Source organism: Paraburkholderia sp. A1RI-2L, from assembly GCF_048957375.1.
Taxonomy (GTDB): Bacteria; Pseudomonadota; Gammaproteobacteria; order Burkholderiales; family Burkholderiaceae; genus Paraburkholderia.
In genome coordinates this window covers 429786-454998 of record NZ_JARBTA010000002.1, presented here as the reverse complement: position 1 = coordinate 454998, position 25213 = coordinate 429786, and the positions used below count along the sequence as shown (strand labels likewise).

Genomic DNA, 25213 nt, shown 5'->3' with positions numbered 1-25213 from the left:
ATGGTCTTGTGGCGGGCGCGGCGCGTGCAAAGGATTAGCGGCGCAAGCGCAGTATCAGCGTGCCGAGCGGCGGCAGCACGAGGGCCGCCGATTGCGGCTTGCCGTGACTTTGCACGGGCTCCGTGCATACGAGGCCCCCGTTGCCCATGTTCGAGCCGCCGTAGATGCCGGCGTCGGTGTTGAGCGCTTCCTCCCATTCGCCGGGCTGCGGCATGCCGATCCGGTAGCCGTGGCGCGGTACCGGCGTGAAGTTGCAGACCACCACGATCTCGCGGCCCGAGCCGTCCACGCGCCGCCACGCGAGCACGCTGTTTTCGGTGTCGTCGGAGACGAGCCATTCGAAGCCGCCCGGTTCCGCGTCGAGCATGTGGAGCGCAGGCTCGTCTGCGTAGAGCCGGTTGAGGTCGCGCACCAGCGTTTGCACGCCGCGGTGCAGCGGGTCGTCGAGCAGGTCCCAGTGCGGCGTGCCGTCGTGATCGAACTCCGCCATCTGCCCGAACTCGCCGCCCATGAACAGCAGCTTCTTGCCCGGGTGCGCCCACATGAAGCCGAAGTACGCGCGCAGGTTCGCAAAGCGCTGCCAGCGGTCGCCGGGCATCTTGCCGAGCAGCGACCCCTTGCCGTGCACGACTTCGTCGTGCGAGAGCGGCAGCACGAAGCGCTCGGACCATGCATAGACCATCGCAAAGGTCATTTCGTGATGGCGATAGCGCCGATACACCGGATCTTCGTGCATGTAATGGAGCGTGTCGTGCATCCAGCCCATGTTCCACTTGAACTGGAAGCCGAGGCCGCCGTCCTCGGGGCGCGCTGTCACGCCGGGCCAGGCCGTCGATTCCTCTGCGATGGTGATCACGCCGGGGCGCTGCGGCACGTACTGCGTTTCGTGATTGAGGCGCTTGAGGAAGGCGATCGATTCGAGATTCTCGCGGCCGCCATGGATGTTCGGCACCCATTCGCCGGGCGCGCGCGAATAGTCGCGGTAGAGCATCGAAGCGACGGCATCGACGCGCAGGCCGTCGACGTGATAGCGCATCAGCCACGCGAGTCCCGAAGCGATCAGGAACGCGCTCACCTCGCGACGGCCGAGGTTGTAGATCATCGTGTTCCAGTCGGGGTGATAGCCCTCGCGCGGGTCCGCGTGCTCGTAGAGCGCGGTGCCGTCGAAGTCGATCAGGCCGTGCGCATCGTTCGGGAAATGTGCGGGCACCCAGTCGAGGATCACGCCTAGCCCGGCCTCGTGCGCGCGATCCACGAAGGCCGCGAAGTCGAGCGGCGAGCCGAGGCGAGCGGTGGGCGCGAATTGCGACAGCGGCTGATAGCCCCACGAGCCGCCGAACGGGTGCTCGGCGATGGGCAGCAGCTCGAGATGCGTGAAGCCCATGCCTTGCGCGTAGGGAATCAGGCGCTCCGCGAGCGCCTGCCAGTCGGGCGAAAGGGTGGGCGCATCTGCGCCATGCGTGGGGAGCCACGAGGGCGCATGCACTTCATAGATCGACATGGCCGCGCGCGCGCTTTGTTTTTGCGCGCGTGTTTGCAGCCATTCGCCGTCGCGCCACGCGAAACCGTCGAGCGCGTCCACTGGCGCGACCACCGAAGCCGTGGCAGGCGGCGCTTCGGTCTGGAACGCGCACGGATCGGCCTTCAATGGCAGCACCTCGCCGCGCGCGCCGAGGATCTCGTACTTGTAGCGCGCGCCGGCGGCCAAGCGCGGAATGAACAGTTCCCATACGCCGGCCTCGTGGCGCAGCCGCATCGGATGGCGGCGTCCGTCCCACGCGTCGAAGTCGCCCACCACGGAAACGCGCTGTGCATTCGGCGCCCATACCGCGAAGCGCACGCCGGGCACGTCCTCGCAGGTCAGCGGTCGTGCGCCGAGGCATTCGAGCACCGCGTAGGGATCGCCGTCGGCAAGCCGGTGCAGCGCGTCTTGCGCAAGCTGCGGGCCGAATGAGTAGGGATCCTCTGTTTCATGCGTGACGCCGTGCCAGTCGATTTCAAGCCGGTACGGCACAGCCTGCGTGAGCGGCCCGGCGAAGAGTCCTGCGGGATGCACGAGCGCGAGTTCTGCAAGCGTCTGCGCGCGGTCGCGCGCGAGCACGCGTACCTGCGCCGCGTTCGGCAGCCATGCACGCACGTACGGCGCGTCATCGACCCAGTGCAGCCCGAGCAGCGCGAACGGATCGGCGTGGCGGCCCGAGAGGAGCGCGTCGATGTCGTGCTGATACAGGCCGGCGTCGGGTTTGCGTTCAGCCATGTCCGCTTCCTCCCGCGTGCGGGTGCGTGTGGGTTGGCGCTTGCGCGGGCGCGAGGCCGAGCACGCGGTTCGCGATCGCGGCAAGCCCGCGGATCGGCAGCGCGAGCCAGCTGGGCCGGTTGGCCGCCTCATAGCGGATTTCATAGGCGGCCTTCTCGATCAGGAACAGGTCGAGCAGCGCCTGCTCGTGGGTGGCGCTCACGAGCGCGAGCGGGGCTTGCGAGACGGCCGCGCGATATTGGCTCAGGAACGTCTCGGCCGCATGGTTGCGAAAACGTTCGAACAGCGCGTGCTTGCGCTCGGCAATCTGCTGCGGGGCGCTTTCGGTGGTCGACTGGGCCGCCGCGCCCGCATACGAGAGCGAGCGCAGCAGGCCCGCGACGTCGCGCAGCGCGCACTGCTTCGCACGGCGGTATTCGAGCGAGCGCGCGGGCTCGCCTTCGAAGTCGATCAAATAGGCGTCCCCTTGCGAGATCAGCACCTGGCCGAGATGGAAATCGCCGTGAATGCGGATGCGCAGTGTCGACGCGTCGAGCGGCACGAGCTCGTCGATTTTCGCCATCAGTTGCTCGCGGTGTTCGACCAGACTGCGTGCGAGCTCGCGCGCGTCGTCGTCGAGCGTGTGAACTTTCTCGCCAGTATGCTGCGCGACGATGTCGAGCGCCTCGGCCAGCATCTTTTTCGTATCGGCGATCCACTGGCCCACGTCCTCGCGCGTCGCGGCTTCGGGCGTGAACGCCGGGTCGTCATTCGGCGTGGCGAGTATGGCGTGCAGCTCGCCCAGACGCTTGCCGATCGCACCGATCACCGACGCATAGTTCTGCATCACTTCTTCTTCATGCGCCTGGTCGCCGGTGTCGCCGTCGTCGGCGGCGAGCGCGAGGTCGTCGACGGTGCGGCGCAGATAATCGAGCGCCCAGTCCCACGCATTGCCCTGGTTGTCGATATAGCCTTGCAGGATCGCGAGCGTATGCGGCACGCCCTGCGGATCCACGCGCACCACTTCGCCGTAGAGCGGCGCGGTGTTCGCGTAGCCGTGCTGCGTGAGGTAACGGCTCATTTCCGCTTCGGGATGCACGCCGGCGATCAGGCGGCGCACGAGCTTGAGCACGATGGTTTCGGCCACGATCAGCGAGCTGTTGCTCTGCTCGGCGGCGAGCCAGCGGACTTCGGGCGCTTCGCCCAAATCGATCTCGTCGAGCCGGTCGGTGGGCTCGAAGCGGATCGTGCTGCCCTGCACCGTGGGCACGGCTGCGTGCTCGCGCAGCTTGCGCAGCACGCCATGGGCGAACCATGGCAGCGAGAACGCGTCGGTGAGGTAGCCGATCGTGCGCCCGCGCCGCACGCGCGAGAGCGCGAGCTGGATATGCAGCGGCGTGGTGGTGTCCGCGCCCCAGGTGATGGCGATGGGCAGCACGTAGCGCTCGCTCGTGCCGTCGGCGAGTTCGGCCTCGATCTCGGTGAAGGCGAAGCCCGCGCCGTGAATGGTCGTGAGCGCGGCGAGCCGCACGGCGCGCAGCGCCTTGTCCTTCGAGGCGAACCAGCGCCGCCGCGACAGCCATGAGGGCAGCACCTCGGATTCGAGCAGGCGCACGTTCTCGGGCGTGGCCCCGGTCTGGCCTTCGCGAATCACGACGGTCACGAATTCAGGCAACTGCTCGGAAGTCGGCTGGCTCCACGAGGGCCGCTGATCGCCCGGGCACAGCAGGAACCACAGGAAGCCGTAGGGCGGGAACGTGAGCAGATAGGGCAGCTGGCCGACGGGCGGGAACACCGAATCGGCGGTCATCTCCACGGGCGCCGCGCCCGCGAACTCGGAGAGATCGAGCTCGACCGCCTGCGGCGCGCGCGAGAGATTCGCCACGCACAGGATCGCAGGCTCGCCCGGCATCTCGCGCAGGTACGCGAGGATCTTGCGATTGGCGGGGCGCAGGAAGCGGATCGAGCCGCGCCCGAACGCCTGGTTCGCGCGGCGCGTGGCGAGCATGCGGCGCGTCCAGTTGAGCAGCGAATGCGGATCGCGCGTTTGCGCCTCCACGTTGATGGCGTCGTAGCCGTAGAGCGAGCCCATCAGCGGCGGCAGCACCAGTTGCTCGGGGTCGGCGCGCGAGAAGCCGCCGTTGCGGTCGGACGACCACTGCATCGGCGTGCGCACGCCGTCGCGGTCGCCGAGGTGAATGTTGTCGCCCATGCCGAGCTCATCGCCGTAATAGATCACGGGCGTGCCCGGCATCGAGAGGAGCAGCGAGTTGATGAGCTCGATGCGGCGGCGGTCGCGCTCCATGAGCGGCGCGAGGCGCCGCCGGATGCCCAAGTTCAGGCGCGCGCGCCGGTCGCTCGCATAGGTGTTCCAGAGATAGTCCCGTTCGGAGTCCGTAACCATTTCGAGCGTGAGCTCGTCGTGGTTGCGCAGGAACACGGCCCACTGGCAGCTCGGCAGCAGATCCGGGGTCTGCTTCATGATGTCGATGATCGGGAAGCGGTCTTCGCTCGCAATCGCCATATACAGGCGCGGCATCAGCGGGAAGTGGAACGCCATGTGGCATTCGTCTTCCTGGCCGAAGTACTCCTGCACGTCCTCGGGCCACTGGTTCGCCTCGGCCAGCAGCATGCGGTTCGGGTAATGCTCGTCGATGGTCGCGCGAATCTGCTTGAGGACCGAGTGCGTCTCGGGCAGGTTCTCGTTGTTGGTGCCTTCGCGCTCGACGAGGTAGGGCACCGCATCGAGGCGCAGCCCGTCGATGCCCATGTCGAGCCAGAAGCGCATCACGTGCAGCACTTCGCGCAGCACGGCCGGGTTGTCGAAATTGAGGTCGGGCTGGTGGGAGTAGAAGCGGTGCCAGTAGTAGGCGCCCGCGACGGGGTCGTGGGTCCAGTTCGACGGCTCGGTGTCGATGAAGATGATGCGGGTTCCCTGGTACTTCTGATCGGTGTCCGACCACACGTAGTAGTTGCGGTGGTTCGAGCCGGGCTTCGCGCGCCGCGCGCGCTGGAACCACGGGTGCTGGTCCGAGGTGTGATTGATGACGAGCTCGGTAATCACGCGGATGCCGCGCGCGTGCGCTTCCTGAATGAAGCGGCGCACGTCGGCGAGCTGGCCGTAGTCGGGGTGCACGTTGCGGTAGTCGGCGATGTCGTAGCCATCGTCGCGGCGCGGCGAAGGATAGAACGGCAGCAGCCAGATCGCCGTCACGCCCAGGCCAGCGATGTAGTCGAGCTTTGCGAGCAAGCCCGGGAAGTCGCCTACGCCGTCGTTGTTCGAGTCGTAGAACGACTTCACATGCACCTGGTAGATGATCGCGTCCTTGTACCAGAGCGGATCGTCGGAAAGCTGCGAGGGTTTGCCGCGCTTTTGCGTGCCATGGTGCTCGTGCTCCGCATGAGCCTCGGACTCGGTGGAGGTTGGGTCATGCGTGAGCGGCGCTTCTGCGTGCGGCGGCGTCTCGTGGGAGGCGGGATCGCGTTTCATGTCGCTCCTCCGGGCGGGAAGTCCTGGTCCAGTTCGGGGTGACCTTCGATATGCGGCTCGTCTGCCGTCTCCAGGGTTGGGGTTTCGCGCGGCAGTCCGTCGATGGGCGCGATGCGCCAGATCGCGAACGGCCGCGCGTGCGGATCGAGCCGCACATGCTGCCAGCGGCCTTGCCATTCGAAGCGCTCGCCCGTGATTTCGTCGACCACGGCAAGGCGCGCCCGATCGTCGATCTGCCAGTGCTGGAAGGTCGACCACGAAAGCTCGAAGTCGGCGCCTTGCTCGGCGTGGGGGTCGAGGTTGATCGCCACCACGACTACGTTATCGCGCGCGGGCGTGGCTTTCTCGAAGCACAGCATGGCTTCGTTGTGCGCGGGCAGGAACGTGATGCCCAGATGCGTCTGCAGCGCGGGATTTGCGCGGCGGATGCGGTTGAGCGCGGTGATCTCCGGCACGATGTTGCCGGGCCGGTCCCAGTCCCAGGCGCGCAGCTGGTACTTTTCGGAGTCCAGATATTCTTCGCTGTTGGGCAATGCGCGCGCCTCGCAGAGTTCGAAGCCGCTATAGACGCCCCACAGGCCCGAGAGCAGCGAGGCCAGCGCCGCGCGGATCAGATGGCTCGAACGCGCGCCGCTTTGCAGATAGCGCGGATTGATGTCGGGCGTGTTGACGAAGAAGTTGGGCCGGTAGAAGTCGCGCACCGCCGTCTGTGTGAGCTCGGTGAGGTAGTCGATGAAATCGCGCCTGGACTCGCGCCACGTGAAGTACGTGTACGACTGCGAAAAGCCGATCTTGGCGAGCCGGTACATCAGGCGCGGGCGCGTGAAGGCTTCGGAGAGAAAGATCACGTCGGGATGCCGCGCGCGCACGTCGGCGATCATCCATTCCCAGAACGGCAGCGGCTTGGTATGCGGATTGTCCACGCGGAAGATGCGCACGCCGTGGTTCACCCAGAACAGGATCGCATCGCGCAGCGCGAGCCAGAGGTCGGGCTTCGCATCGTGCGCGTAGAACTCGGGGTTCACGATGTCCTGGTACTTCTTCGGCGGATTTTCCGCGTAGCGCAGCGTGCCGTCGGGCCGCCACGCGAACCAGCCCGGATGCGCCTTGAGCCACGGATGATCGGGCGAGCACTGGATCGCGAAATCGAGCGCGATTTCGAGGCCGTTCCGATGCGCGGCGCTTACCATGCGGCGGAAGTCGTCGAGCGTGCCGAGCTGCGGATGCACGGCGGTGTGGCCGCCTTCGGCCGCGCCGATCGCGTAGGGGCTGCCCACGTCGCCGGGCTGCGCGGTGAGCGCGTTGTTGCGGCCCTTGCGGTTCGCGAGCCCGATCGGATGAATGGGCGGGAAGTACAGCACGTCGAAACCCATCTCGCGGATGCGCGGCATCTTGGCGATCACGTCGTCGAAGGTGCCGTGGCGCGTTTCGTCGTCGCTCATCGAGCGCGGAAAGATCTCGTACCAGCTTGCGTAGCGCGCGGCGCCGCGTTCGGCGTCCACGCGTTGCACCTGGGCGTCGCGCGCGAGGAACGGGCGATGACGGGCCGCGCGCACAGCGGCGGCCGTGGCGGGCGCGGCGAGCATCGCGCAACGCGTATCCGTGTCGGCGCTGATAAAGCGCTTCACGAGCGCATCGAGCGCATGCGCGAGGCCGCCTGGTTCGTTCTCGCCCGAGGTTCGCGCCGTCGCGAGCACGAGTGCGAGCAGGCGGCTCGATTCTTCGAGCTCGAGATCCACGGGCTGATGGGCCGCACGCTTTTTCTGCAGATGATCGGCGAGCGAGGCGAAATCGTCGCGCCACGCGATCACGACGAATTCGTAGCGCCCCACGCGTTCGAGCGGAAAGTGGCCGCTCCATAGATCGGTGCCGGCGGGCGGCAGCGGCGTCATTGGGGCTTCGTGCCACGCGGTTTCGTCGGCGGCGCGCCAGAGGACGGCGGCGTCGATGCGGTCGTGGCCTTCGGCGAAGATCGCCGCGCGCACTTCGCAGCGCTCGCCCACCACGCGCTTCGCGACGAAGCGGCCATGATCGACCGAGGGCTGCACGCTCTCGATTGCGATGCGCGGCGCGGCGATCGCTTCGATCACGCTCTTGTGGCCGCTCGTGGGCGACTTCGCGAGATCCTCGGGCGGCGCGAGCGTGACCATCGGGCTCGCGAGCGCGCCGAACATCCAGCAAGCGCCCGCGGGCAGTGCGAAGGTTTCGGGCACGGCGCTCGCGTCGTGAGGCGCGCTCGTGCGCGCGCCGCGCAGCGTCTGCGCGTCGAGCGGCGTGAAACGCGTGAAGTTGCCGGGCACGCCGTCGAGCAGATGCGCCATGTTCACGCGCACGGGCGCATCAAGCGAAGGATTGACGAGCGTGAGCAGCGCTTCGCCGGACTCGCGCAGATCGGCGTGGTCGCCGCGCAGCAGCGCGGCCACGGGCGCGCCGGGGCCGTTGAGCGCACGCAGTTCGCCGTTGGTCTGGAGCGTCCAGGTTTCGCGCTGCATTGCGTTGGCATGCGCGATATCGGCGCTGAGGTCGAACGGCGCGCGCTTTTTCGCGGCTTCCCATGCGTGCGCGTCCAGCGTTTGCGTGTCGTGGCGGATCGCATCGTCGATGCCGTATTCGAAGCCCATCGGCACGAGCCAGCCCGTGCCGAGCGAGGCCGCCGCGCGCAGCATGCGGCTGCAGGCGCGCTCGACGGTGCGCATGTCCAACGCCGCGCCGCCTTCCCGGTCGCGCAGTTCATGAATGAGGCGCGGGCCATACGGCGCCTCGGGAAACGCGATGGGCGAACCCACGCGCCGCATGACCGCGTGCTCCTCGGCGAGCCAGCTCGACGAGAAATCCCACCAGCGCAGCGACGTGAACGCGGCGTCGAAGCCGGCATGCTCGAGTTGCGCGAGTTCGTCGCGCGCGAGGCCTGGCGTGGCCGCGAGCCAGTGTGTTTGCGGATGGCTCGCGCGCACCGCGTCGAAGATCGCGCGCAGCACGTTGGCCGGCACCCGATGCGGCGAATCGATGCGAAAACCGCCGATGCCTGCATCGGCGAGACGGCTCGCGAGTTGCGCCCACCACACCGCGAGCGGCGCACCCGCGCGCGCGAAGTCGGCATAGGCGACGTTGGCGTCGCGATGGCCGTGGCGCGGATCGAGCCGCGCGTCTTCGGGCTCGAAGGGATGGAACCATTCGGGATGCGCGGTGTGGAGCGCGCCATGGGCAGCGGTGCGGTCGAGCGTGAGGTCCGCGAGCAGCGTGATGCCGCGCGAGCGCGCGGTGGACGCGAGCAGGCGCAGCGTCTCGTCCATGCGCTCGTGCGTGCCGAAGGCGGGATGCAAGCGGGTGTGATCGGCGACGATGCGGTCATCGCCCGTGGCGCCCGACGTTGCGACGCCCGGCGCGAACAAGGCGCCGATCAGGACATGGTCGAAGCCTAGCGAGGCGGCGTGCGCGAATTGCGCGGGCCACGCGTCGAGCGCTCCGACCAGGACGGAATGAACGAAATAGATCCGCGGCGCATAGGCGTGGGGAGCTTCCATCGGTCTTATCCAGATTCGTCGGGCGACGTGGATGCAAAGCCGATGTAACACCGGATGCGATCACGTTGCCCGTGGGCTGCCGGAGCGAACCGCACAAGCCATGCGAGCGGCACGCCCTGTTCAGAGTAGTGCAAGAGCCGGCCGGAACCAAACAGGAGCCAGACAGAAATCCGCCGGAACCAGGCACGGGGGAGATCCAGCAAGGCATATGCCCGAGGCCGCCGCTCGACCGGTTGGCCGCCACCACGCAGGCTCGTCGGCCGCGTGTTATGCCGGGCATCGCAACGCACGGTTTGTCGAAACGGGTCAGGAAACGCTATATTGCAGGCGCAGCGCGTCATCCGTACCTTTCATGCATGGATCGGTCCGGTACGCGCATGTTTGGACAAGATTGCAAACTTTTCCCGTATGCATCGTCGCCGGCATTGGCGGCAAGTGTGTAGCCCCGCTCGCGCGGGATAGACCCTTCGTCTGGAGTATCCATGACCGATGTGACGCAGAACGGGACCGTTCATTTGCCCCATGCTCGTGCATCGCGCGATCGGCGCATCGCACGCCCTGGCCGGCGCCGGTTCGTGACCGGCGCGTGCGCTGCCGCCGCGACGCTCGCTTTCGCGCTGGCCGGCCGGCGTGGCGCGCAGTATGCCTTCGGTATTGCCGATGCAGCGGCGGCCGGTTCAGCCAGCGCGCCCGCTGCCGGTACGCCCGCGGACAGTGGCTACCAGGCCTTCATCGCACTCTCCCAGTCCCTTACCGGCCGCATGCGCTTCGACGCCGTGCTCGGCCAGCGCATCCACGCCGCACTTGCGCGCGCGAGCAGCACGTTCGAGCAGAACGTCGGCGCGCTCAACACGTGGATCAAGGGGCACGGCGGCGTGCCCTCGGACACCGTCACGGCCGCGCTCAGGATCGATCGGCCAGAGCTTGCGGCGACCGTCGGCGACATCGTGCGCGCGTGGTATCTCGGGCTCGTGGGCGACATGCCGAAGGTGCAGGTGGTGGCCTACGAGAAAGCCTTGATGTTCGATCCGGTCAGCGACGTGCTGACGATCCCGTCGTATTGCCGCGACGTGCCGTTCTACTGGACAACGAAACCCGCTGACATGCCGGCCGCCACGGTGGCAGCGCTGTCCTCCGCATCGGCCAGGCCGTAGGCAACGAGGGACGACAATGGCGATCAAGCATTCTGCCGACGTGGTCGTGGTCGGCTCCGGTGTGGCGGGCAGTCTGGTTGCGTACCAGATGGCGCAAGCGGGCGCATCGGTAATCCTGCTCGAAGCGGGGCCGCGTCTAGCGCGCTGGCAGATCGTCGAGAACTTCCGCAACTCGCCGGCCAAAGCCGACTTCGCGACGCCGTATCCTTCGATGCCTTATGCGCCGCATCCGCAGTACTCGCCGCCCAACGACTACCTCGTGCAGAAGGGCGACCATCCCTACAACTCGCAATACTTGCGGCTCGTGGGCGGCACCACGTGGCACTGGGCGGCGGCGGCCTGGCGTCTCTTGCCCGCCGATTTCCGCCTGAAGACGCAGTACGGCGTGGGCCGCGACTGGCCGTATCCGTACGAGACGCTCGAGCCCTGGTATCTGGCCGCCGAAATCGAGTTGGGCGTCTCGGGCCCGGACCCGGCGCGGCACGACCTCGGCTCGCCGCGCGCGAAGCCCTATCCGATGGACATGCTGCCGCTCTCGTACATGGATCAGCGCTTCAGCGACGTGCTCAATGCGAACGGCTTTCACGTGGTGCCCGAGCCGGTGGCGCGCAACAGCCGTCCTTACGATGCGCGCCCGACTTGCTGCGGCAACAACAATTGCATGCCGATCTGCCCGATTGCGGCGATGTACGGCGGCATCGTCCACGCCGACAAGGCCGAGCGCGCGGGCGCCCAGCTCATCGCCGAGGCGGTGGTGTATCGCATCGAGGCCGACAACAAAGGCCTCGTCACGGCCGTGCACTACAAGGACCCGCACGGCAACAGCACGCGCGTGACGGGCAAGCTTTTCGTGCTGGCCGCCAACGGCATCGAGACGCCCAAGCTCATGCTGATGTCCACGAGCGACGCGTTCGCGCACGGCATCGGCAATCGCTCGGACCAGGTGGGCCGCAACCTCATGGATCATCCGGGCACAGGCGTCACGTTCCTCGCCAACGAGCCGCTGTGGCCGGGGCGCGGGCCAATGGAGATGACCTCGGTGGTGAACTTCCGCGACGGCGCATTCCGTTCCGAGTACGCCGCCAAGAAGCTGCATCTCTCGAACGGCGTGGCCACGCCGGCCGTGACTGCCGCGCTCATCAAGAACGGCTTGACGGGCGCGGAGCTCGATCGTGAGATCCGTGACCGCGCCGCGCGCACGCTGACCATCAACAGCTTCCACGAGCATTTGCCCGAGCCGCAAAACCGCGTGCTGCCATCGAGTGAGCACAAGGATGCGCTTGGCATCCCGCAGCCCGAGATCCATTACTCGATCAACGACTACGTGAAGAAGAGCGCCGCCAACACGCACGATCTCTACGCGAAGATCGCCGAGCTTTTCGGTGGCACGGAGATCGCCTTCGACGACACTTTCGCGCCCAACAATCACATCATGGGCACGACGATCATGGGCACGAACCCGGCCGATTCGGTGGTCGATGCCGACTGCCGCACGCACGACCATTCGAACCTGTTCGTCGCCGGCAGTGCGGTGATGCCGACGGCTGCCTCGGTGAACTGCACGCTGACCATTGCCGCGCTGGCGCTCAAGCTGGCCGACAAGCTGCGCCGCGAGCTGTGAGGCGACAGAGACCGACGATGAACGCAAGCAAGCCTCCCGCCGATCGCCCCCATCACACTCCGCGCGCCGATCGTGCTCATCGCGCCCAACGTGCGCGCGCCACGCTGGCGGCAATGCTGTTCTGCGGGTTTGCGCTTTACATGGCGTGGCACGCCGCGCATGACGGCGAGACACGCGGCGTCGACGAAATGCTGCTGCCGGCCGCGCGCGGCGAAGGCCCGGCGGCCCCCGACGACGCCGCGGCGCGCCCGGAGCTCGTCAAGCGCGGCGAGTACCTCGCGCGTATGGGCGACTGTGCCGCGTGCCACACCGCCGACGCGAGCCGGCCCTTCGCGGGCGGCCGCGCGATCAGCACGCCGTTCGGCAAGCTCTACACGCCCAACATCACGCCCGATCCCGATACCGGCATCGGCCAATGGACCGACTCCGATTTCATGCGCGCGATGCACGAGGGCGTGGGCAAGGCCGGTGAGCGCCTCTATCCCGCGTTTCCCTACGTGGAGTTCACGCGCCTGACGGAGCAGGATGTGCTCGCGATCCGCGCGTACCTGAACACGCTCGCGCCGATCCGTTACAAGCCGCCCGCCAACGAGCTGGGGTTCCCGTTCAACCAGCGCTGGCTGCTGGTGTTCTGGAATCTGTTCAATTTCGACGAAGGCCGCTTCGTGCCCGATCCGAAAAAGAGCGCCGAATACAACCGGGGCGCTTATCTGGTCGAAGGGCTCGCGCATTGCGAGGAGTGCCACACGCCGCGCAATTTCATGCAGGGCCTGAAAACGGGCGAGCGCTTCTCGGGCGCGACGCAGGCGGGCTGGCAGGCGTACAACATCACGCCGGACCGCGCGGCCGGCATCGGCGGCTGGAGCGACGAGGCGCTCGTGAGCTATCTCGTCACCGGCGTGGCCGCCGGCCACGCGAACGCCGCCGGGCCGATGGCCGAGGTCGTGCAGAACTCCACGCAGTACCTGAGCGCCGAGGACCAGCGCTCGATCACCGCTTATATGCGCGGGCAACGGCCGGTAGCGGGCGGCGTGACGCGCTCGCGCGATTCGTTCGGCAAGCCCGCCAACGACGACGTCACCGCACTGCGTGGCGCCACCATCACGAGCGTGAACGGGGCGCAGCTATTCGTGGCGAACTGTGCGAGCTGCCACAACTGGACCGGCTCGGGCGTGGGCGCGAGCGCGCCGCTCGCCTATCCATCGCTCATCCACAACAGCGTGACGGGCGCGCCGAGCCCGAGCAACCTGACGATGACGATCCTGCACGGCGTGCGACGCCAGACCCGGGGCGCCGACGTGCTGATGCCGGCATTCGGCGACGCGCTGAGCAACGACCAGGTGGTGGCGATTGCGAACTACGTGACGGGGCAGTTCGGCGACCCTCGGGCGAGCATCACGCCGGACGAGGTGGCGGCGCTGCGCGCGCAACCGCAATGACGCGCGGCGGCTGTGCGAAAACCGCTCGCGAAACGATCATTGGCCCGCATACGCTGCGGGCACGCAGCGCTATGATGAAGCGATGACCCCCACTCTTGCTCCTGTCGTCCAGCATCACGCTGCCAATGCGGCCGGTCGCGATTTCGTGATCGGCGACCTGCACGGCTGCGTGGATGCCTTGCGTTATCTGCTCCACCAAGTCGGATTCGACGGCACGCGCGACCGCCTGTTTTCGGTGGGCGATCTCGTCGATCGCGGCGATCAGTGCGAGGAAGCGCTCTCGCTGCTCGACAAGCCCTGGTTCCACGCCGTGCTCGGCAATCACGAAGACATGTTGTGCGCGGTCGCGCAAGGACGGCTCGCGCGGTTCCGCTGGTACGGCATCGGCGGGGGCTGGGCGCAGGGGCTGCCCGACCACGTGCTGGCCGCGCACGCGCGGCGGTTGCGCGAGCTGCCGCTCGTGCGCGTGGTGGGCGAGGGCGCGACGCGCTTTAACGTGCTGCACGCGGAATTCTTCGGCGACGACGCCGCACTCGACGCCGGCCAGTTCGATGCCGAAGTGCGCGAGCGCATGCTGTGGGGGCGCGAGCTGGCGCTGAATACGGCCATGCATCCACCACCCGCGCATGCCGCGCTTTCGCTGACCTATTGCGGGCACACGCCCATGCGCGAGCTGCGCCAGATTGGCTCGCAGATGTTCATCGACACCGGGGCGTTCATTCCCGAGGGGCGTCTCACGATGGTCGAGGCGCTCACGTCCAGGCGCTGGTCGATCTCCGTGCAGGCGGCGCGCGCGATGGGCGCGGCCGCGATGGCGCTGCCTTGAGGGCTGTCCGCTGCCCGGCTTTCCGATCGCGCTTTCCGTTCTCGCTTTCCGTTCTCTTTTCGTGCCGGATTTTTACCAATTTTGGTTCGATATAATCGCGAGCCGATCCAGCGGGACCGGAACGGTTATTCGAGAGAGGGGGCGGCGTGCGGGCAGTGGCGGTGATGGTCGCGGCATGGTGGATATCGACGTCGATGGCATGGGCCGTCGCGCCGGCGGTGACGCAGCACGGCAGACCGGGCGGCGGCACTACGGCGCGCGGGCAGGCCGCGAAGGCGGGGAAGCAGGCCGAGACCGGGGCGCAGCATGGCGCGAAGCACGCGAAGGGTGCCGCAAGTGCATCACACGCGGCACGATCCGGGAATTCCAGGAAGCCAACGAAGACCGCGAAGGCAGCCCATGCCCAGCGTCACGGCAAAACCCCGACTAAGTCGGCGGCGCACCGTGCGTCGGGGGCCTCGCAACAGGCGAATAGCGCTCGCGCGCATCCGTCCAGATCGGCCACACCGGCCAAGCCTGCCGTGGCGCATCCGGCGTCGAATCACAAGCTGATGGTCGATATGCACTCAGCTCAGTCGCGGCGCGCGATTCCGCAGCCGCACGAACTTCCGCCGATCTTGAGCTGATTCACGCAGCCATCCCGGCTTTCATTCCCCCGCAGCACCCTTCAAGCAGCGCCAAGGCTCGAGGCAAGCAACTGCAGCGTTGCTGCCGACCGCGGCTCGCGCACGCGCGAATGCAGCGTCACCCGCGAGGCCGGCAATGGCGGCAGCGCGTGCCTCGCGCCAACGTCGACGAGCCCTCGCGGCGCTACGCGCCGTGCGAGCGCGGATACGGCAAGCCCTGCCTCCAGCGCGGCGCCCACTGCTGCCACGCCGCCGCCCACGAACACCTCCTGCCATGCGATGCCAGCCGCATCGAGTGCGCCGATCGCTGCCGCACGGACCGCGCACGGTCCCGTGAGCAGGGCGAGCGGCAGCGGCGTGCCCGGCTCCCAGCGCCATTCGGGCGCGGCGAGCCAGACCAGCGGCTCGTCGAAGAGCGGGCGTGCGTTGCCGCGCGACGCCGCGTCGGCTTCATAGCCGGCTTCCTGGCGCACGATCACGGCGTCGAGCCGGCGCTCGTCGAACTGCGCGAGCAACTGCGCTGAAAGCCCGAGATGCAGCGCGATCACGAGACCCGGATCGTGATCGCGCAGGAGCGCGAGCTGGCGGGGGAGCTGCGCGTCGGCGACATGCTCGCTCAACCCCAGCGAGAGACGTCGCGAGTCGCCCGCGAGCGTGCCGAGCGCGCGCTCATGCGCGCCGAGCAACTCGCGCGCCGCACCGAGAAATGCGCGTCCTTCCGGCGAGAGCCGCACGACGCGCGGCGTGCGCTCGAGCAATTGCCGGCCGAGATGGGCTTCGAGCCGCTTGAGCTTGAGGCTCACGGCGGATTGGGTGGTGTCGAGCGCATCGGCGGCGCGCGTGAAGCTGTGCAGTTCGGCGACCAGGACGAACGCGCGCACGGCATCGAGATCGAGGGTTTTCATTTCAAATGAAAATGAATGAAATATTCAGAGATATGTTTTCATTATGATACGAGCGGCCTAAGCTGTTGTCATGGCCCATCAATCACGGGTCATCCAACTACGCTGGAGGAGCTCGACATGCCGTTCACCCGAATCGCCGTACGCGCGGGCAAGCCCGCGGCCTATCGAAAGGCGCTCATGCAGGGCGTGCACCTCGCGCTCATGGAAGTGTTCAAGGCGCCGGAGGACGATCAGTTCATGATCGTCACTGAACACGATGCCGACAATTTCGTCTTTGGACGGCACTACCTGGGCATCGAACGCAGCGACGATCTCGTGATCATCCAGATCGCCGTGAGCAATACGCGCGGGCAGGATCAGAAGAAGGCGCTATTCGCGCAGATCGCCGAAAACCTCGCGCGCGACCCGGGCGTGCGGCGCGAGGATGTGTTCGTCAATCTCGTGGATGTCGCGCGCGAGAACTGGTCGTTCGGCAATGGGATCGCCCAGTACGCGACTTGAACGCTCAAAGCGCGCGGCTCACCAGCAGCGGGTCGATCGGACCGATCGCGGCCGTATCGCGGCGCGCATAAGGCAGCTTGTGCAGAACGTAGCGCATGGCGTTCAGTCGTGCGCGCTTCTTGCAATCGGAGCGCACCACGGTCCAGGGGGCGTCGGCGGTGTCGGTCTGGGAAAACATTGCCTCTTTGGCCTGCGTGTATTCGTCCCATTTGTCGAGCGAGGCGAGGTCGACAGGGATCAGCTTCCACTGTTTGAGTGGATGCGCGCTGCGCTCCTTGAAGCGCCGGCGCTGCTCGACGCAGCTCACCGAGAACCAGAATTTGATGAGGTGGATGCCGCTGCGGATCAAGTGGCGCTCGAACTCCGGTGCCTGCTGCATGAATTCCGCGTACTCCTCGGGCGAGCAAAAGCCCATGACGCGCTCGACGCCTGCGCGGTTGTACCAGGAGCGATCGAACAGCACGATCTCGCCCGCCGAAGGCAAGTGCTGCACATAACGCTGGAAGTACCACTGGCCGCGCTCGACCTCGGTGGGCTTCTCCAGCGCCACGACGCGCGCGCCGCGCGGGTTCATGTGCTCCATGAAGCGCTTGATCGTGCCGCCCTTGCCCGCGGCGTCGCGCCCCTCGAAGACGATGACCACCCGCTGCCCGGTCTCGCGCACCCACGCCTGAAGCTTCAGCAACTCGACCTGCAGCCGGTACTTCTGCCGCTCGTACGCACGCCGCGACATCAGGTTGCGGTAGGGATACTCGCCGTCGCGCCAGCCCGGCGCGAGCTCTTCGTCGGGATGGCGTGGGCGCGTCTTGCGCCAGTCCGACGGATTGCCTTCGAGGATGAGGCTGCGCAATTGCGCGGCTTCATCGGGTGACAGGCCTTTCATGAGCGCGGCGACCGAATCGAACAGCGAAGCGGGTGATTCGCCCGGCGCCGCGCCGCTGGCGGCGACGAGGTCATGCATCGCCTCCGCAATGACTTCGGAGGCTGCTTCGACAGCGTCGTTGACGGCGTGCAACTCGGCGCTGCGCGCGGTGAGCTCGGTCTGATAGGCGGACGTGTCGTGCTCGCGAGGCGGGGTTTGAGTGTCGTGCGAGGGACTCGGGGAGGCAGGGGGAGTGACCATCTTGGGCATGGGAGTGGTTTTCGCTACTTTTTTGCTACGGCGGCTGTGCCGTGGCTGAGGGGTGCCACGGCGCCGCATCGCGCGCAGCGCCATGCGGCACGTTCCGGCGTTGGCGCCGATGCTTAGACGCTTTCGGCCTTGCGCAGGATCTGGTAGAGCGAATCCTTGAGCTGCAACTTCTCTTTCTTGAGTTGCTCGATGGCCATGCCGTTCGCGGGGACGATGCCCGCTTCCATGTTCTTGATTTGCTGATCCAGTTCGTTGTGGCGATGGAAAAGCCGTGCGAAATGATCGTCGTCCGTTTTGAGGCGCGAGATCAGGTCTCTGAATTCTGGGAACACTCAACACTCCTTACAGAAGTACGACACACCGGGCCGATGTGTAAGCGTTCATTTTTCCACTTCCGCCAGGCTACGGTTTTGATCGTGGTCATTCGGACCAAGTGGGTGCGGGCAGGCCCATGTCGGGCTGGCTCATATCGGGCTGCTCCCGAGAGCGCCGGTGCGATCGGGCGTGTACTATCGAGCGCAGCGAACCCATTATTGCCAGCGCTGTTTCAGATTGATCTCACCCCAACTCTTTGCCGTTTTCACCGCTTTGTGCCGCCCCACCGACCCCTCGGAGCGTTCATGAGCCGCGTACTGGAAATCGTGCTGGATGTCGTGAGCGTCACGCCGCAAGCCTCGACCGAGGCCGTTGTCCCGCCCGGGCAGACTCCATCCGATTTCGCGGCGGCCATGCGTGCGGTTTTGCCGCAACTCGTGCCGCAGCTCGTGCCTCAAACCGAGGCTGGCGAGCCGGTTGCGACCGTCATGTTCGACGGGGCCGGCGCGCTTGCGCGGGCGGGCTGGCGCGTCGGCGTCGAGACGTGCGGCGGCGCGCATTGTGTCGTCGTTTCCAGCCGGCGCTCCTGGACGCCGGGCATCGTCGTTGTCGAACCGATATTCACGGCGTGCCTCGACACCAACGGTCTTGATGCCGATCTCTTCGATGCCGCGCCCGAGCCATTTCGCGAGGTGCTCGCGGCAGCCGGGCCGCTCCAACCGTCGGCGTCGCTGTCGGCGCTGCGCAGCCGCTGGCACTGGCCGCGCGATGGCGTCGATGTGGAGATCGTGCTCGATGCCGATGCTGGCGCGCCGCAGGATGCGCTCGCAGGCCTGCACGAACTGCGCGTGAGCGTGCCGTGGACCGGGGACGAAGACGCCGCGCCGCTCGTCGATGCGTTGTTCGCCTGCGCGTACGAACTGGCCGGGGCGCTCCCCGCGTTTGTGCGCCTGAGCGATGCGCTCGAACGCGCGGCGGCCGGCAGTATGGCCGGCACCGCTTGTGCGGTGCGCGCGGAGCCGGTCGATCTGGGCGGCGCGTGCACCGCCGGTGAGGCGCTGGTGGCAATCGGCGCCAACATCAGCGCGCACTGGTTCGGCAACGACTGGGGCGTGCGCGATTCGACGAGCAGGGCCAATGCAGTGAGCACCGAGTTCATTCATCAGATGCGGGTGGCGCAGCGGCGCCTGCGCACCGCGATGCGGATCTTTTCGCATTGTCAGGATGAGATGTGGTGTGAGCGCATCAAGCCCGAGCTCGACTGGCTTGGCGGGCTGCTTGGCGAGGCGCGCGACCGCGATGTGTTCGTCGAAGCCACGCTGCCCGCGCTTGCCGCCGCCGACGACGAGCCCGCGCGCTGGCGCGCCGTGCTCGACGAGGCAGAGGCGCAGCGGCTCGTGGCGCGTGCGCGGTTGCGCGAGGCCCTGGCGGCGCCGCGCTATGCGCACGTCGCGCTCGCATGGCTGCAGTGGCTGGAGGCGCTCGCACGCAGGTCGCGCGCCGACGCCGCCGACGCTCGCGCCTTGCATCGGCATGCTAACAAACGTGTGCGCCGCTACTATCAGCAGCTCGCGCACGCGCAAAAGCTCACCGCCATCGACGATGCGGGCCGCCATCGTGTGCGGATCAACGCGAAGCACCTGCGTTACACGCTCGAGTTTTTCACCTCTATCGCCTCGCGCCGCACGCGCGAGGACACGGTGCGCACGCTCACGCGCCTTCAGGGCGTGCTGGGCGACGGCAACGATGCCGCCGTGGCATTGCGCTATCTCGAGCGCATGGATGCAGAACCCTATCAGCTCGGTTTCGCACGCGGATGGTGCGAGGCGATGAAGCGTTATACGGCGAAAGAGGGCGAACGGCTCCTGCGCGAATTGCATCCGCCGAAGATCACGCGCGCCGTTTGAATCGAACTCGAACGCGGCGTATTTCGCGCGTCCCCGTCTCTATAATCGTCGTCATCGTTTGCAATCGATCCAGGCACTGCCCAATGACGACTCTTCCCTCGACTTCTTCCCCGCGCGGCGTGGCCGTTGCCGATCAAAGCGCCGGCGCGGAAGCGGCCGCACTGGGCGTGGGCGGCTCGGTCTGGTTTCAGGCCGGCCCGCAGGTGCTGGGCGGCGCGGCCCGCATTGCACTGTTGGCGGCGATTCGCGAAACCGGCTCGATCACCGGCGCCGCCAAGGCGGTCGGCATGAGCTACAAGGGCGCATGGGATGCCATCGACGCCATGAACAATCTAGCTGGCGAACCGCTCGTGGTGCGCGCGACGGGCGGCAAGGGCGGCGGCGGGACCACGCTCACGCCGCGCGCGCAACGCCTCATCGCCACGTTCGGCGCGATCGAGCGCGAGCATCGGCATTTTCTCGAGCGCGCCGCCCTGGCGGTACGCGCCCTTGGCGGCGAAGCGCACGGGGAAGCCGACGCGAACACGGCGGGCAGCCTCGGCAACGATCTCGCCGTGCTCGGACGCTTTGCGCTGCGCACGAGCGCGCGCAATCAGCTCTATGGCACCATCACGGCGCTGGAGCGCGGGGCCGTCAACGACGAAGTCTCGATCGCGCTGCCGGGCGGACAGCAGCTTGTCGCAGTCGTCACGCGCGAAAGCGCCGAGGCGCTGGGGCTCGCGGTGGGCGGGGCGGTGGTGGCGCTCGTCAAGGCCTCGTCGGTCGTGCTGGTGGCGGGCGGGGCGCTGGCGTCGGAACATTCATCCGATTGCGCGGCGCGGCTTTCGGCGCGCAACCGCTTGAGCGGCGTGGTGAGCAGCGTGCGCCGCGGCGAGGTCAACGCGGAGGTCGTGCTGGAGTTGCCCGGCGGCACGGTGATTGCGGCCGTGGTGACGGATGCGAGCGTCGATGCGCTCGGCCTCGAAGCGGGCGCGAGCACGACGGCGGTGTTCAAGGCGTCGAGCGTGCTGCTTGGGGTAGGCGGCTGACCAACATGTTCAGCCCCGCGGGCGGCCGCAAGCGGCATCGCTGCGCCCGGAACGCGCGGTGTTCAAGCGTGCTGGCGGCGCGTGGGCGCGAGTGTGTTGCGGGTTTGCGAAACCGGCGCGGTGATCGTGCCCGGCTTGCGCACCGGCCGGTTGGCCTTCCACTTGGCGCGGATATAGGGTTGATCGTGCCCCGAAACAGTGAGCGCGAGATTCGTTACCCAACGGTGGGTGGGCACGCGCACGTCGTGCAAGCCAAAAGTGAGCGCCGCGAGGCTGAGTGCGACCACGGCCGCCGAGAGCCGGCCCGATTGCGCTTCCCACCAGTAGCGCACGAACACGAGCGCCGTGAGTGCGCCCACGATGCAGCCCGTGACGGCTTCCGACGGCGAATGTGCCTCGAGCACGACGCGCGAGCATCCGACTGCGATGCCGATGGCCAGCCCGATGACGACGCCTGCGGCGCGGGCTGCAGGCCGCACGCCTTGCAGCATCAGGAAAAACGCCGCCGGATAGACGGCCGTGGACAGCATGGCATGTCCGCTCAGACCCGTGAAATCGTAAGACCGCACGCCGACGCCCCAGCCGAGAAAGGCGATTTTGGTGAGCGTGACGAGACAAATTGCCGCGCCAAGCAGCAGCAGCCAGCTTGCTGCCATGCGCCAGGAATAGCCCGTCACGAGCCATAACGCGATGGCGAGCGCGAGTGGCAGTGTGAGGCCCGCGCTGCCGAGGTTGGTGATCGAATACCAGAGGTGGAGCGGTAAATCAGGCATGACTTGGCGCCGCTGGGGCACGTTCCAAAAGCATCGTTTGATTGGCGCCCGGGCGCCCCGATGGGGCGGCAGGAGCATCGTCGCATCTTCCAGTATAGCGGTGTTCGGGGCCGATTAATGCGATGCGCCATACGCGGCCGGCCCGGTTGAAATTCGTTACAGGAACCGGATCTCGTAACAGCAGCGCTCGATGATTGATGTTATTGTGCGTCGCACAATGAACAGCGCCGTGGCCCGTGTCCCGGTGTATTCGACCCCCTTTCACGAGGCCCCTGATGACGAAAAATCTGACGAAGCTATGGGCGGGTGGCATGCAGCGTCTGCTCTCCATCCAGAATCGCGTTACTCATCTGGCCCTGCGCGAGGCCGGCCGCCGCCCTCCCGAAGCGCAGGCCCAGTGGCGGAACGCCAAGACCGCCGTTGCGCAGGCTGCCGCGGCCACTGCAGCCGCGCCTGCCGCTAGCGAAGTGCATGAGGCGCAAGATGTGCGGACGCCCGCCGCGCGCAGCGGTCCCCCAGTGCGCGAGTCGCGTGTGGGGCCGCGCGCCGCCGCCTGGGCGGCAGGCGAATGGCAGCGCGCCGAGCATCTGGTGCCGGGCGCATCGCGCGCCCTCGCCTATGGGCTCTACATGCCGCCAGGCTGGTCTACTACCGACATGCCGCTGGTCGTGATGCTGCATGGCTGCAAGCAAACGATGGATTCGTTCGCCGAAGGCACCCGCATGAACCTGCTCGCGGACAAGCACGGCTTTGCGGTGGCCTACCCGGAGCAATCGACGCAGGCGCATCCGCACCAGTGCTGGCACTGGTACGACGCCCGCCGGCCAGCGGGCGGCGGTGAGGCTGCGGCGATCGTTTCGCTCGTCGACACGCTCGTGCAGGAGCACGGTTTCGACCGGTCGCGCATTTATCTTGCCGGACTTTCGGCGGGCGCGGGCTTGGCCTCGATGCTGGCGGTGCATGCGCCGGGCCGCTTCGCGGCGGTTGCGCTTCATTCGGGGCCGGCATTTGGCGAGGCACACTCGGGGGTTGCGGCGCTCGACGTCATGCGGCGCGGTCTGCATCATGACGCGGTGGCGCTTGTCGAGCGCGCATTGGCGGGCCGCGCGCATCCCGGCATGCCGGCGCTCATCATGCAGGGCGACGCCGATGCAGTGGTCGCGCCGGTCAACGCGGAGCAGCTCGAGACGCAGTTTCTGCGGCTGAACGGCCTCGCCGATGCTCAGGGCGTGCGCCGGGGCGTGGTTTCGCACGAGCACGACAGCGACGGCTATGCGGTTCGGAATTACGCGCGTGACGGCAGGAGCGTGGTGCGCCTGTGCCGCGTGAGCGCGCTGGACCATGCATGGAGCGGCGGCGACGATGCCGTGCCGTTCCACTCCGCGACTGGGCCGGACGCCAGCGCGATGATTTGGGAATTCTTCGAAAATCAGCAGCGCGAAGCGGTCGACGACGCTTTGGGCGGCGAACTGGCTGTGGGCGCGGGCTGAGCGCGCCTCGGCGGAGCGTGGCTAGGGGTTTACCTTAATAAGGGTTTACCCTATAATGGTTTTATTCATTCCGAGGGCACGCGCCCGCTTACCGGAGTCAGACCATGTACCTGCTCAGCCGACTTTTCCTGTTCCTCACGAAATCGTACGAAACCGCTCAAAAGGAGCGCGAGGAAGCTTATCTGGCCGAATCGGCCGACATCTATGACCTCGAATTCCGCATGCGCAAGCTCGATCGCGAGAAGGCGGGCCGCAACCCGTCGTGGATGAATCACTACAGCTAAGCAGCTGAAGGTTCACGCAGTCTAGACAGACAACGGGGCGCACAGAAGCGCCCGTTGGTGTTTGTGGATATTCGTACGATTTGCTCGCGGGAAATACTGGCGGGTCAGCGCCCCGAGCCCGGCGTGTCGGCGTCGGTCTTTTCCTGCACGCCGTAGCAGCCGCGATACGTCGCGTAGAACGAGCAATAGAGCATCGTCGTCACGAGAATCAGCGCCGGCATCAGGATCGCCAGGGCATACTCGCCCGCACCCATCGCGCGCAACAGGGTCGAAAGTCCCAGCGATACGCCGATCGACACCGCAAACCACAGCGCGCCATACACCACGAACGCGCCCTTGTTGCGCCAGCAGCTCACGATGCTGAAGAACATCGCCTTGACCGGCGGCACCTCGTGCCAGGCGGTCAGCACCGGCGCGAACCAGAACATCATCGAAACCGGCACGTAGCACGCGAGCGACGCGAGCACGGCGAGCGGCACGTTGCCGTCCGCAACGGCCTCCGTATCGAGCGTGCCGCCCAGCGTCATCAGACGCAACAGCGTGCCGCCGTCCACCAGCGCCGACGCCGCGAGCACTATCGTCATCGCCACCACGTAAATCCCGCCCAGCACGAACAGATGCTTCGTGACCGTTTGCCCGTATGAGCGGAAACCGTCGACGAGAATGGTGGGGAATACCGGCTTGCCCGCCACCGTGTCGCGGCACGCGGCCATGAAGCCCACCGCCACGCCGGGCACGAAGATGAGCGGCAGCACGCCGCCGATCACCGGCACGGCGGAGACCAGCGTCATGGCGAGCAGGTACGAGAAAAACAGCGTGAGAAACGCGAGCGGGTTGCGCCGGAACAGCCAGATGCCCTGGCGGAACCAGACGTAGCCCTGCTTCGCGGGAACTTCGATCAGTTGCATGGGCGGTGCAGGTCGGAGAGTGCGTGGAAGGCGCCCGGCGTGCCGGCCGCGCTGCCCGCGCGGCGCGCGCGCAGAATGCGCTCGAAATGGCCGGGGTCGTGCGGTTTGAGCAACTCGGCCGAGCGCGGCAAATAAAAATCGTACAGGCGCGATACCCAGAAGCGGTACGCGCCGGCGCGCAGCATGTCGACCCAGTGCCGGCTCTCGGCGGGGGTGAACGGCCGCACGGTCTGGTAGGCGCGCAACAGCGCCTCGACGCGCGGCGCGTCGAGCTTGCCCGTCGCAAGGTCGACGCACCAGTCGTTGACCGTCACCGCCACGTCGAATACCCACTTGTCGCAGCCGGCGAAATAGAAATCGAAGAAGCCGCCCAGGCGCACCGTATGGCCCGTTTCCGGCCTGACGTGCGCGAACAGCGCGTTGTCGCGGAAGAGGTCGCAGTGGCACGGGCCGCCGGGCAGCGCCGCGTAGTCGTCGCTGGCGAAGAAAGCCTGCTGGTGCGCGAGTTCGGTCGTGAGCAGCTCGCGCTGGGTGTCGACCAGGAACGGCAGCACGGTGGGCACGGTTTCTTCCCACCACGGCAGGCTGCGCAGATTCGGCTGGCCGAGCGTGAAGTCGCGGCCCGCCAGGTGCATGCGCGCGAGCATCTGCCCCACTTCCGTGCAGTGCTCCACGCCCGGAGCGAGTTCCGGCGCGCCGTCGAGCTTCGTGACGACGGCCGCCGGCTTGCCATGCAGCAAGCCGAACAGGGCGCCGTCGGCGCGCGGCATCGGGTCGGGCACCGGCACGCGGTGCGATGCCAGATGGCGCATCAGCTCGAGATAGAACGGCAACTGTTCTGCCGTGAGCTTTTCGAAGATCGTCAGAACGTATTCGCCGCGCGTCGTCGTCAGGAAGAAGTTGCTATTTTCAATGCCCGACTGAATGCCGCGAAAATCGACTACGTCGCCAAGATCGTAGTCGCGCATCCATTGAACGAGATGGGGTTCGGTGACAGCGGTGAAGACGGCCATGCCAGAGAGGTCGTGGGGTTATCGTAATCGGGAGCCTCGCT

General features: G+C 67.0%; 18 protein-coding genes. 9 read left to right on the top strand and 9 right to left on the bottom strand.

All coding sequences use genetic code 11. From position 1 onward, the window contains the following. Positions 1-34: 34 nt before the first annotated feature. From glgB to PWP93_RS16885, 3 genes are read right to left on the bottom strand one after another with little or no spacing between them, the layout of a single operon-like run. Positions 35-2257 (bottom strand): 1,4-alpha-glucan branching protein GlgB, encoded by a 2223-nt coding sequence (gene glgB, locus PWP93_RS16895; protein WP_421045214.1) that lies wholly within the window; start codon positions 2255-2257, stop codon positions 35-37. Next, positions 2250-5726, bottom strand: a complete 3477-nt coding sequence (gene treS, locus PWP93_RS16890) for a maltose alpha-D-glucosyltransferase (protein ID WP_421045213.1) — start codon at positions 5724-5726, stop codon at positions 2250-2252. Before treS ends, glgB begins: the two co-directional genes overlap by 8 nt. Further along, positions 5723-9250 (bottom strand): maltotransferase domain-containing protein, encoded by a 3528-nt coding sequence (locus PWP93_RS16885; protein ID WP_421045212.1) that lies wholly within the window; start codon positions 9248-9250, stop codon positions 5723-5725. Before PWP93_RS16885 ends, treS begins: the two co-directional genes overlap by 4 nt. 482 nt (positions 9251-9732) lie before the next feature. Here PWP93_RS16885 and PWP93_RS16880 point away from each other — a divergent pair, with 482 nt between their 5' ends. The 4 genes from PWP93_RS16880 (at position 9733) to PWP93_RS16865 (ending at position 14290) form a co-directional block, all read left to right on the top strand. After that, positions 9733-10404: a sugar dehydrogenase complex small subunit gene (locus tag PWP93_RS16880; protein ID WP_421045211.1), complete on the top strand. Its 672-nt coding sequence runs from the start codon at positions 9733-9735 to the stop codon at positions 10402-10404. A 16-nt stretch (positions 10405-10420) separates the two neighbouring features. Continuing rightward, positions 10421-12025, top strand: a complete 1605-nt coding sequence (locus PWP93_RS16875) for a GMC family oxidoreductase (protein ID WP_421045210.1) — start codon at positions 10421-10423, stop codon at positions 12023-12025. A 17-nt stretch (positions 12026-12042) separates the two neighbouring features. After that, positions 12043-13464, top strand: coding sequence for a c-type cytochrome (locus tag PWP93_RS16870; protein WP_421045209.1), 1422 nt, complete (start codon positions 12043-12045; stop codon positions 13462-13464). A gap of 82 nt (positions 13465-13546) precedes the next feature. Then, positions 13547-14290 carry a metallophosphoesterase gene (locus PWP93_RS16865; RefSeq protein ID WP_421025979.1) on the top strand — a complete coding sequence of 248 codons (744 nt, stop codon included), beginning with the start codon at positions 13547-13549 and terminating at the stop codon, positions 14288-14290. Between the two features lie 667 nt (positions 14291-14957). On the opposite strand, the gene PWP93_RS16860 is transcribed toward PWP93_RS16865, so the two are convergent. Continuing rightward, a complete protein-coding gene (locus PWP93_RS16860) occupies positions 14958-15821 on the bottom strand; it encodes a LysR substrate-binding domain-containing protein (RefSeq protein WP_421045208.1) in 864 nt (287 codons plus the stop codon). A gap of 117 nt (positions 15822-15938) precedes the next feature. On the opposite strand from PWP93_RS16860, the gene PWP93_RS16855 reads away from it, so the two are divergent. Further along, positions 15939-16322 (top strand): tautomerase family protein, encoded by a 384-nt coding sequence (locus PWP93_RS16855; RefSeq protein WP_421045207.1) that lies wholly within the window; start codon positions 15939-15941, stop codon positions 16320-16322. Positions 16323-16326: 4 nt separating this feature from the next. Here PWP93_RS16855 and ppk2 read toward each other — a convergent pair whose 3' ends face one another. Both ppk2 and PWP93_RS16845 read right to left on the bottom strand, forming a co-directional pair. Continuing rightward, a complete protein-coding gene (gene ppk2 / locus PWP93_RS16850; RefSeq protein WP_421045206.1) occupies positions 16327-17454 on the bottom strand; it encodes a polyphosphate kinase 2 in 1128 nt (375 codons plus the stop codon). A 113-nt stretch (positions 17455-17567) separates the two neighbouring features. Further along, a complete protein-coding gene (locus PWP93_RS16845) occupies positions 17568-17786 on the bottom strand; it encodes a YdcH family protein (protein WP_175194480.1) in 219 nt (72 codons plus the stop codon). 288 nt (positions 17787-18074) lie between these two features. Between PWP93_RS16845 and PWP93_RS16840 the strand changes: the two genes are divergently transcribed. Continuing rightward, positions 18075-19676: a CHAD domain-containing protein gene (locus PWP93_RS16840; RefSeq protein ID WP_421045205.1), complete on the top strand. Its 1602-nt coding sequence runs from the start codon at positions 18075-18077 to the stop codon at positions 19674-19676. 83 nt (positions 19677-19759) lie between these two features. Beyond that, entirely contained in the window at positions 19760-20704 is a 945-nt protein-coding gene (locus tag PWP93_RS16835; protein ID WP_421045204.1) for a TOBE domain-containing protein, read from the top strand. A gap of 62 nt (positions 20705-20766) precedes the next feature. Here the strand turns inward: PWP93_RS16835 and PWP93_RS16830 are convergent, their stop codons facing one another. Continuing rightward, positions 20767-21477: a phosphatase PAP2 family protein gene (locus PWP93_RS16830; protein ID WP_421045203.1), complete on the bottom strand. Its 711-nt coding sequence runs from the start codon at positions 21475-21477 to the stop codon at positions 20767-20769. A gap of 275 nt (positions 21478-21752) precedes the next feature. Between PWP93_RS16830 and PWP93_RS16825 the strand changes: the two genes are divergently transcribed. Next, positions 21753-22967, top strand: coding sequence for an alpha/beta hydrolase family esterase (locus PWP93_RS16825; protein ID WP_421045202.1), 1215 nt, complete (start codon positions 21753-21755; stop codon positions 22965-22967). A gap of 104 nt (positions 22968-23071) precedes the next feature. Continuing rightward, positions 23072-23251, top strand: coding sequence for a DUF3563 family protein (locus tag PWP93_RS16820; protein ID WP_035531350.1), 180 nt, complete (start codon positions 23072-23074; stop codon positions 23249-23251). Positions 23252-23355: 104 nt separating this feature from the next. Here the strand turns inward: PWP93_RS16820 and PWP93_RS16815 are convergent, their stop codons facing one another. Both PWP93_RS16815 and PWP93_RS16810 read right to left on the bottom strand, forming a co-directional pair. Then, the gene (locus tag PWP93_RS16815; protein WP_421045201.1) at positions 23356-24159 is read right to left on the bottom strand and encodes a BPSS1780 family membrane protein; all 804 of its coding nucleotides are present in this window, start codon (positions 24157-24159) and stop codon (positions 23356-23358) included. After that, a complete protein-coding gene (locus PWP93_RS16810) occupies positions 24150-25172 on the bottom strand; it encodes a homoserine kinase (protein WP_421045200.1) in 1023 nt (340 codons plus the stop codon). The genes PWP93_RS16815 and PWP93_RS16810 overlap by 10 nt, the downstream gene beginning before the upstream one ends. Between the last annotated feature and the right edge of the window lie 41 nt (positions 25173-25213).

Excerpts from the sequence above, each read along its gene's own strand:
- PWP93_RS16875 (WP_421045210.1), top strand. The coding sequence starts at position 10,421 with ATGGCGATCAAGCATTCTGCCGACGTGGTCGTGGTCGGCTCCGGTGTG.
- PWP93_RS16815 (WP_421045201.1), bottom strand. The coding sequence starts at position 24,159 with ATGCAACTGATCGAAGTTCCCGCGAAGCAGGGCTACGTCTGGTTCCGC.
- PWP93_RS16840 (WP_421045205.1), top strand. The coding sequence starts at position 18,075 with ATGAGCCGCGTACTGGAAATCGTGCTGGATGTCGTGAGCGTCACGCCG.
- PWP93_RS16855 (WP_421045207.1), top strand. The coding sequence starts at position 15,939 with ATGCCGTTCACCCGAATCGCCGTACGCGCGGGCAAGCCCGCGGCCTAT.
- glgB (WP_421045214.1), bottom strand. The coding sequence starts at position 2,257 with ATGGCTGAACGCAAACCCGACGCCGGCCTGTATCAGCACGACATCGAC.
- PWP93_RS16820 (WP_035531350.1), top strand. The coding sequence starts at position 23,072 with ATGTACCTGCTCAGCCGACTTTTCCTGTTCCTCACGAAATCGTACGAA.
- ppk2 (WP_421045206.1), bottom strand. The coding sequence starts at position 17,454 with ATGCCCAAGATGGTCACTCCCCCTGCCTCCCCGAGTCCCTCGCACGAC.
- PWP93_RS16810 (WP_421045200.1), bottom strand. The coding sequence starts at position 25,172 with ATGGCCGTCTTCACCGCTGTCACCGAACCCCATCTCGTTCAATGGATG.
- PWP93_RS16825 (WP_421045202.1), top strand. The coding sequence starts at position 21,753 with ATGACGAAAAATCTGACGAAGCTATGGGCGGGTGGCATGCAGCGTCTG.
- PWP93_RS16880 (WP_421045211.1), top strand. The coding sequence starts at position 9,733 with ATGACCGATGTGACGCAGAACGGGACCGTTCATTTGCCCCATGCTCGT.
- PWP93_RS16885 (WP_421045212.1), bottom strand. The coding sequence starts at position 9,250 with ATGGAAGCTCCCCACGCCTATGCGCCGCGGATCTATTTCGTTCATTCC.
- PWP93_RS16835 (WP_421045204.1), top strand. The coding sequence starts at position 19,760 with ATGACGACTCTTCCCTCGACTTCTTCCCCGCGCGGCGTGGCCGTTGCC.
- treS (WP_421045213.1), bottom strand. The coding sequence starts at position 5,726 with ATGAAACGCGATCCCGCCTCCCACGAGACGCCGCCGCACGCAGAAGCG.
- PWP93_RS16860 (WP_421045208.1), bottom strand. The coding sequence starts at position 15,821 with ATGAAAACCCTCGATCTCGATGCCGTGCGCGCGTTCGTCCTGGTCGCC.
- PWP93_RS16830 (WP_421045203.1), bottom strand. The coding sequence starts at position 21,477 with ATGCCTGATTTACCGCTCCACCTCTGGTATTCGATCACCAACCTCGGC.
- PWP93_RS16870 (WP_421045209.1), top strand. The coding sequence starts at position 12,043 with ATGAACGCAAGCAAGCCTCCCGCCGATCGCCCCCATCACACTCCGCGC.
- PWP93_RS16865 (WP_421025979.1), top strand. The coding sequence starts at position 13,547 with ATGACCCCCACTCTTGCTCCTGTCGTCCAGCATCACGCTGCCAATGCG.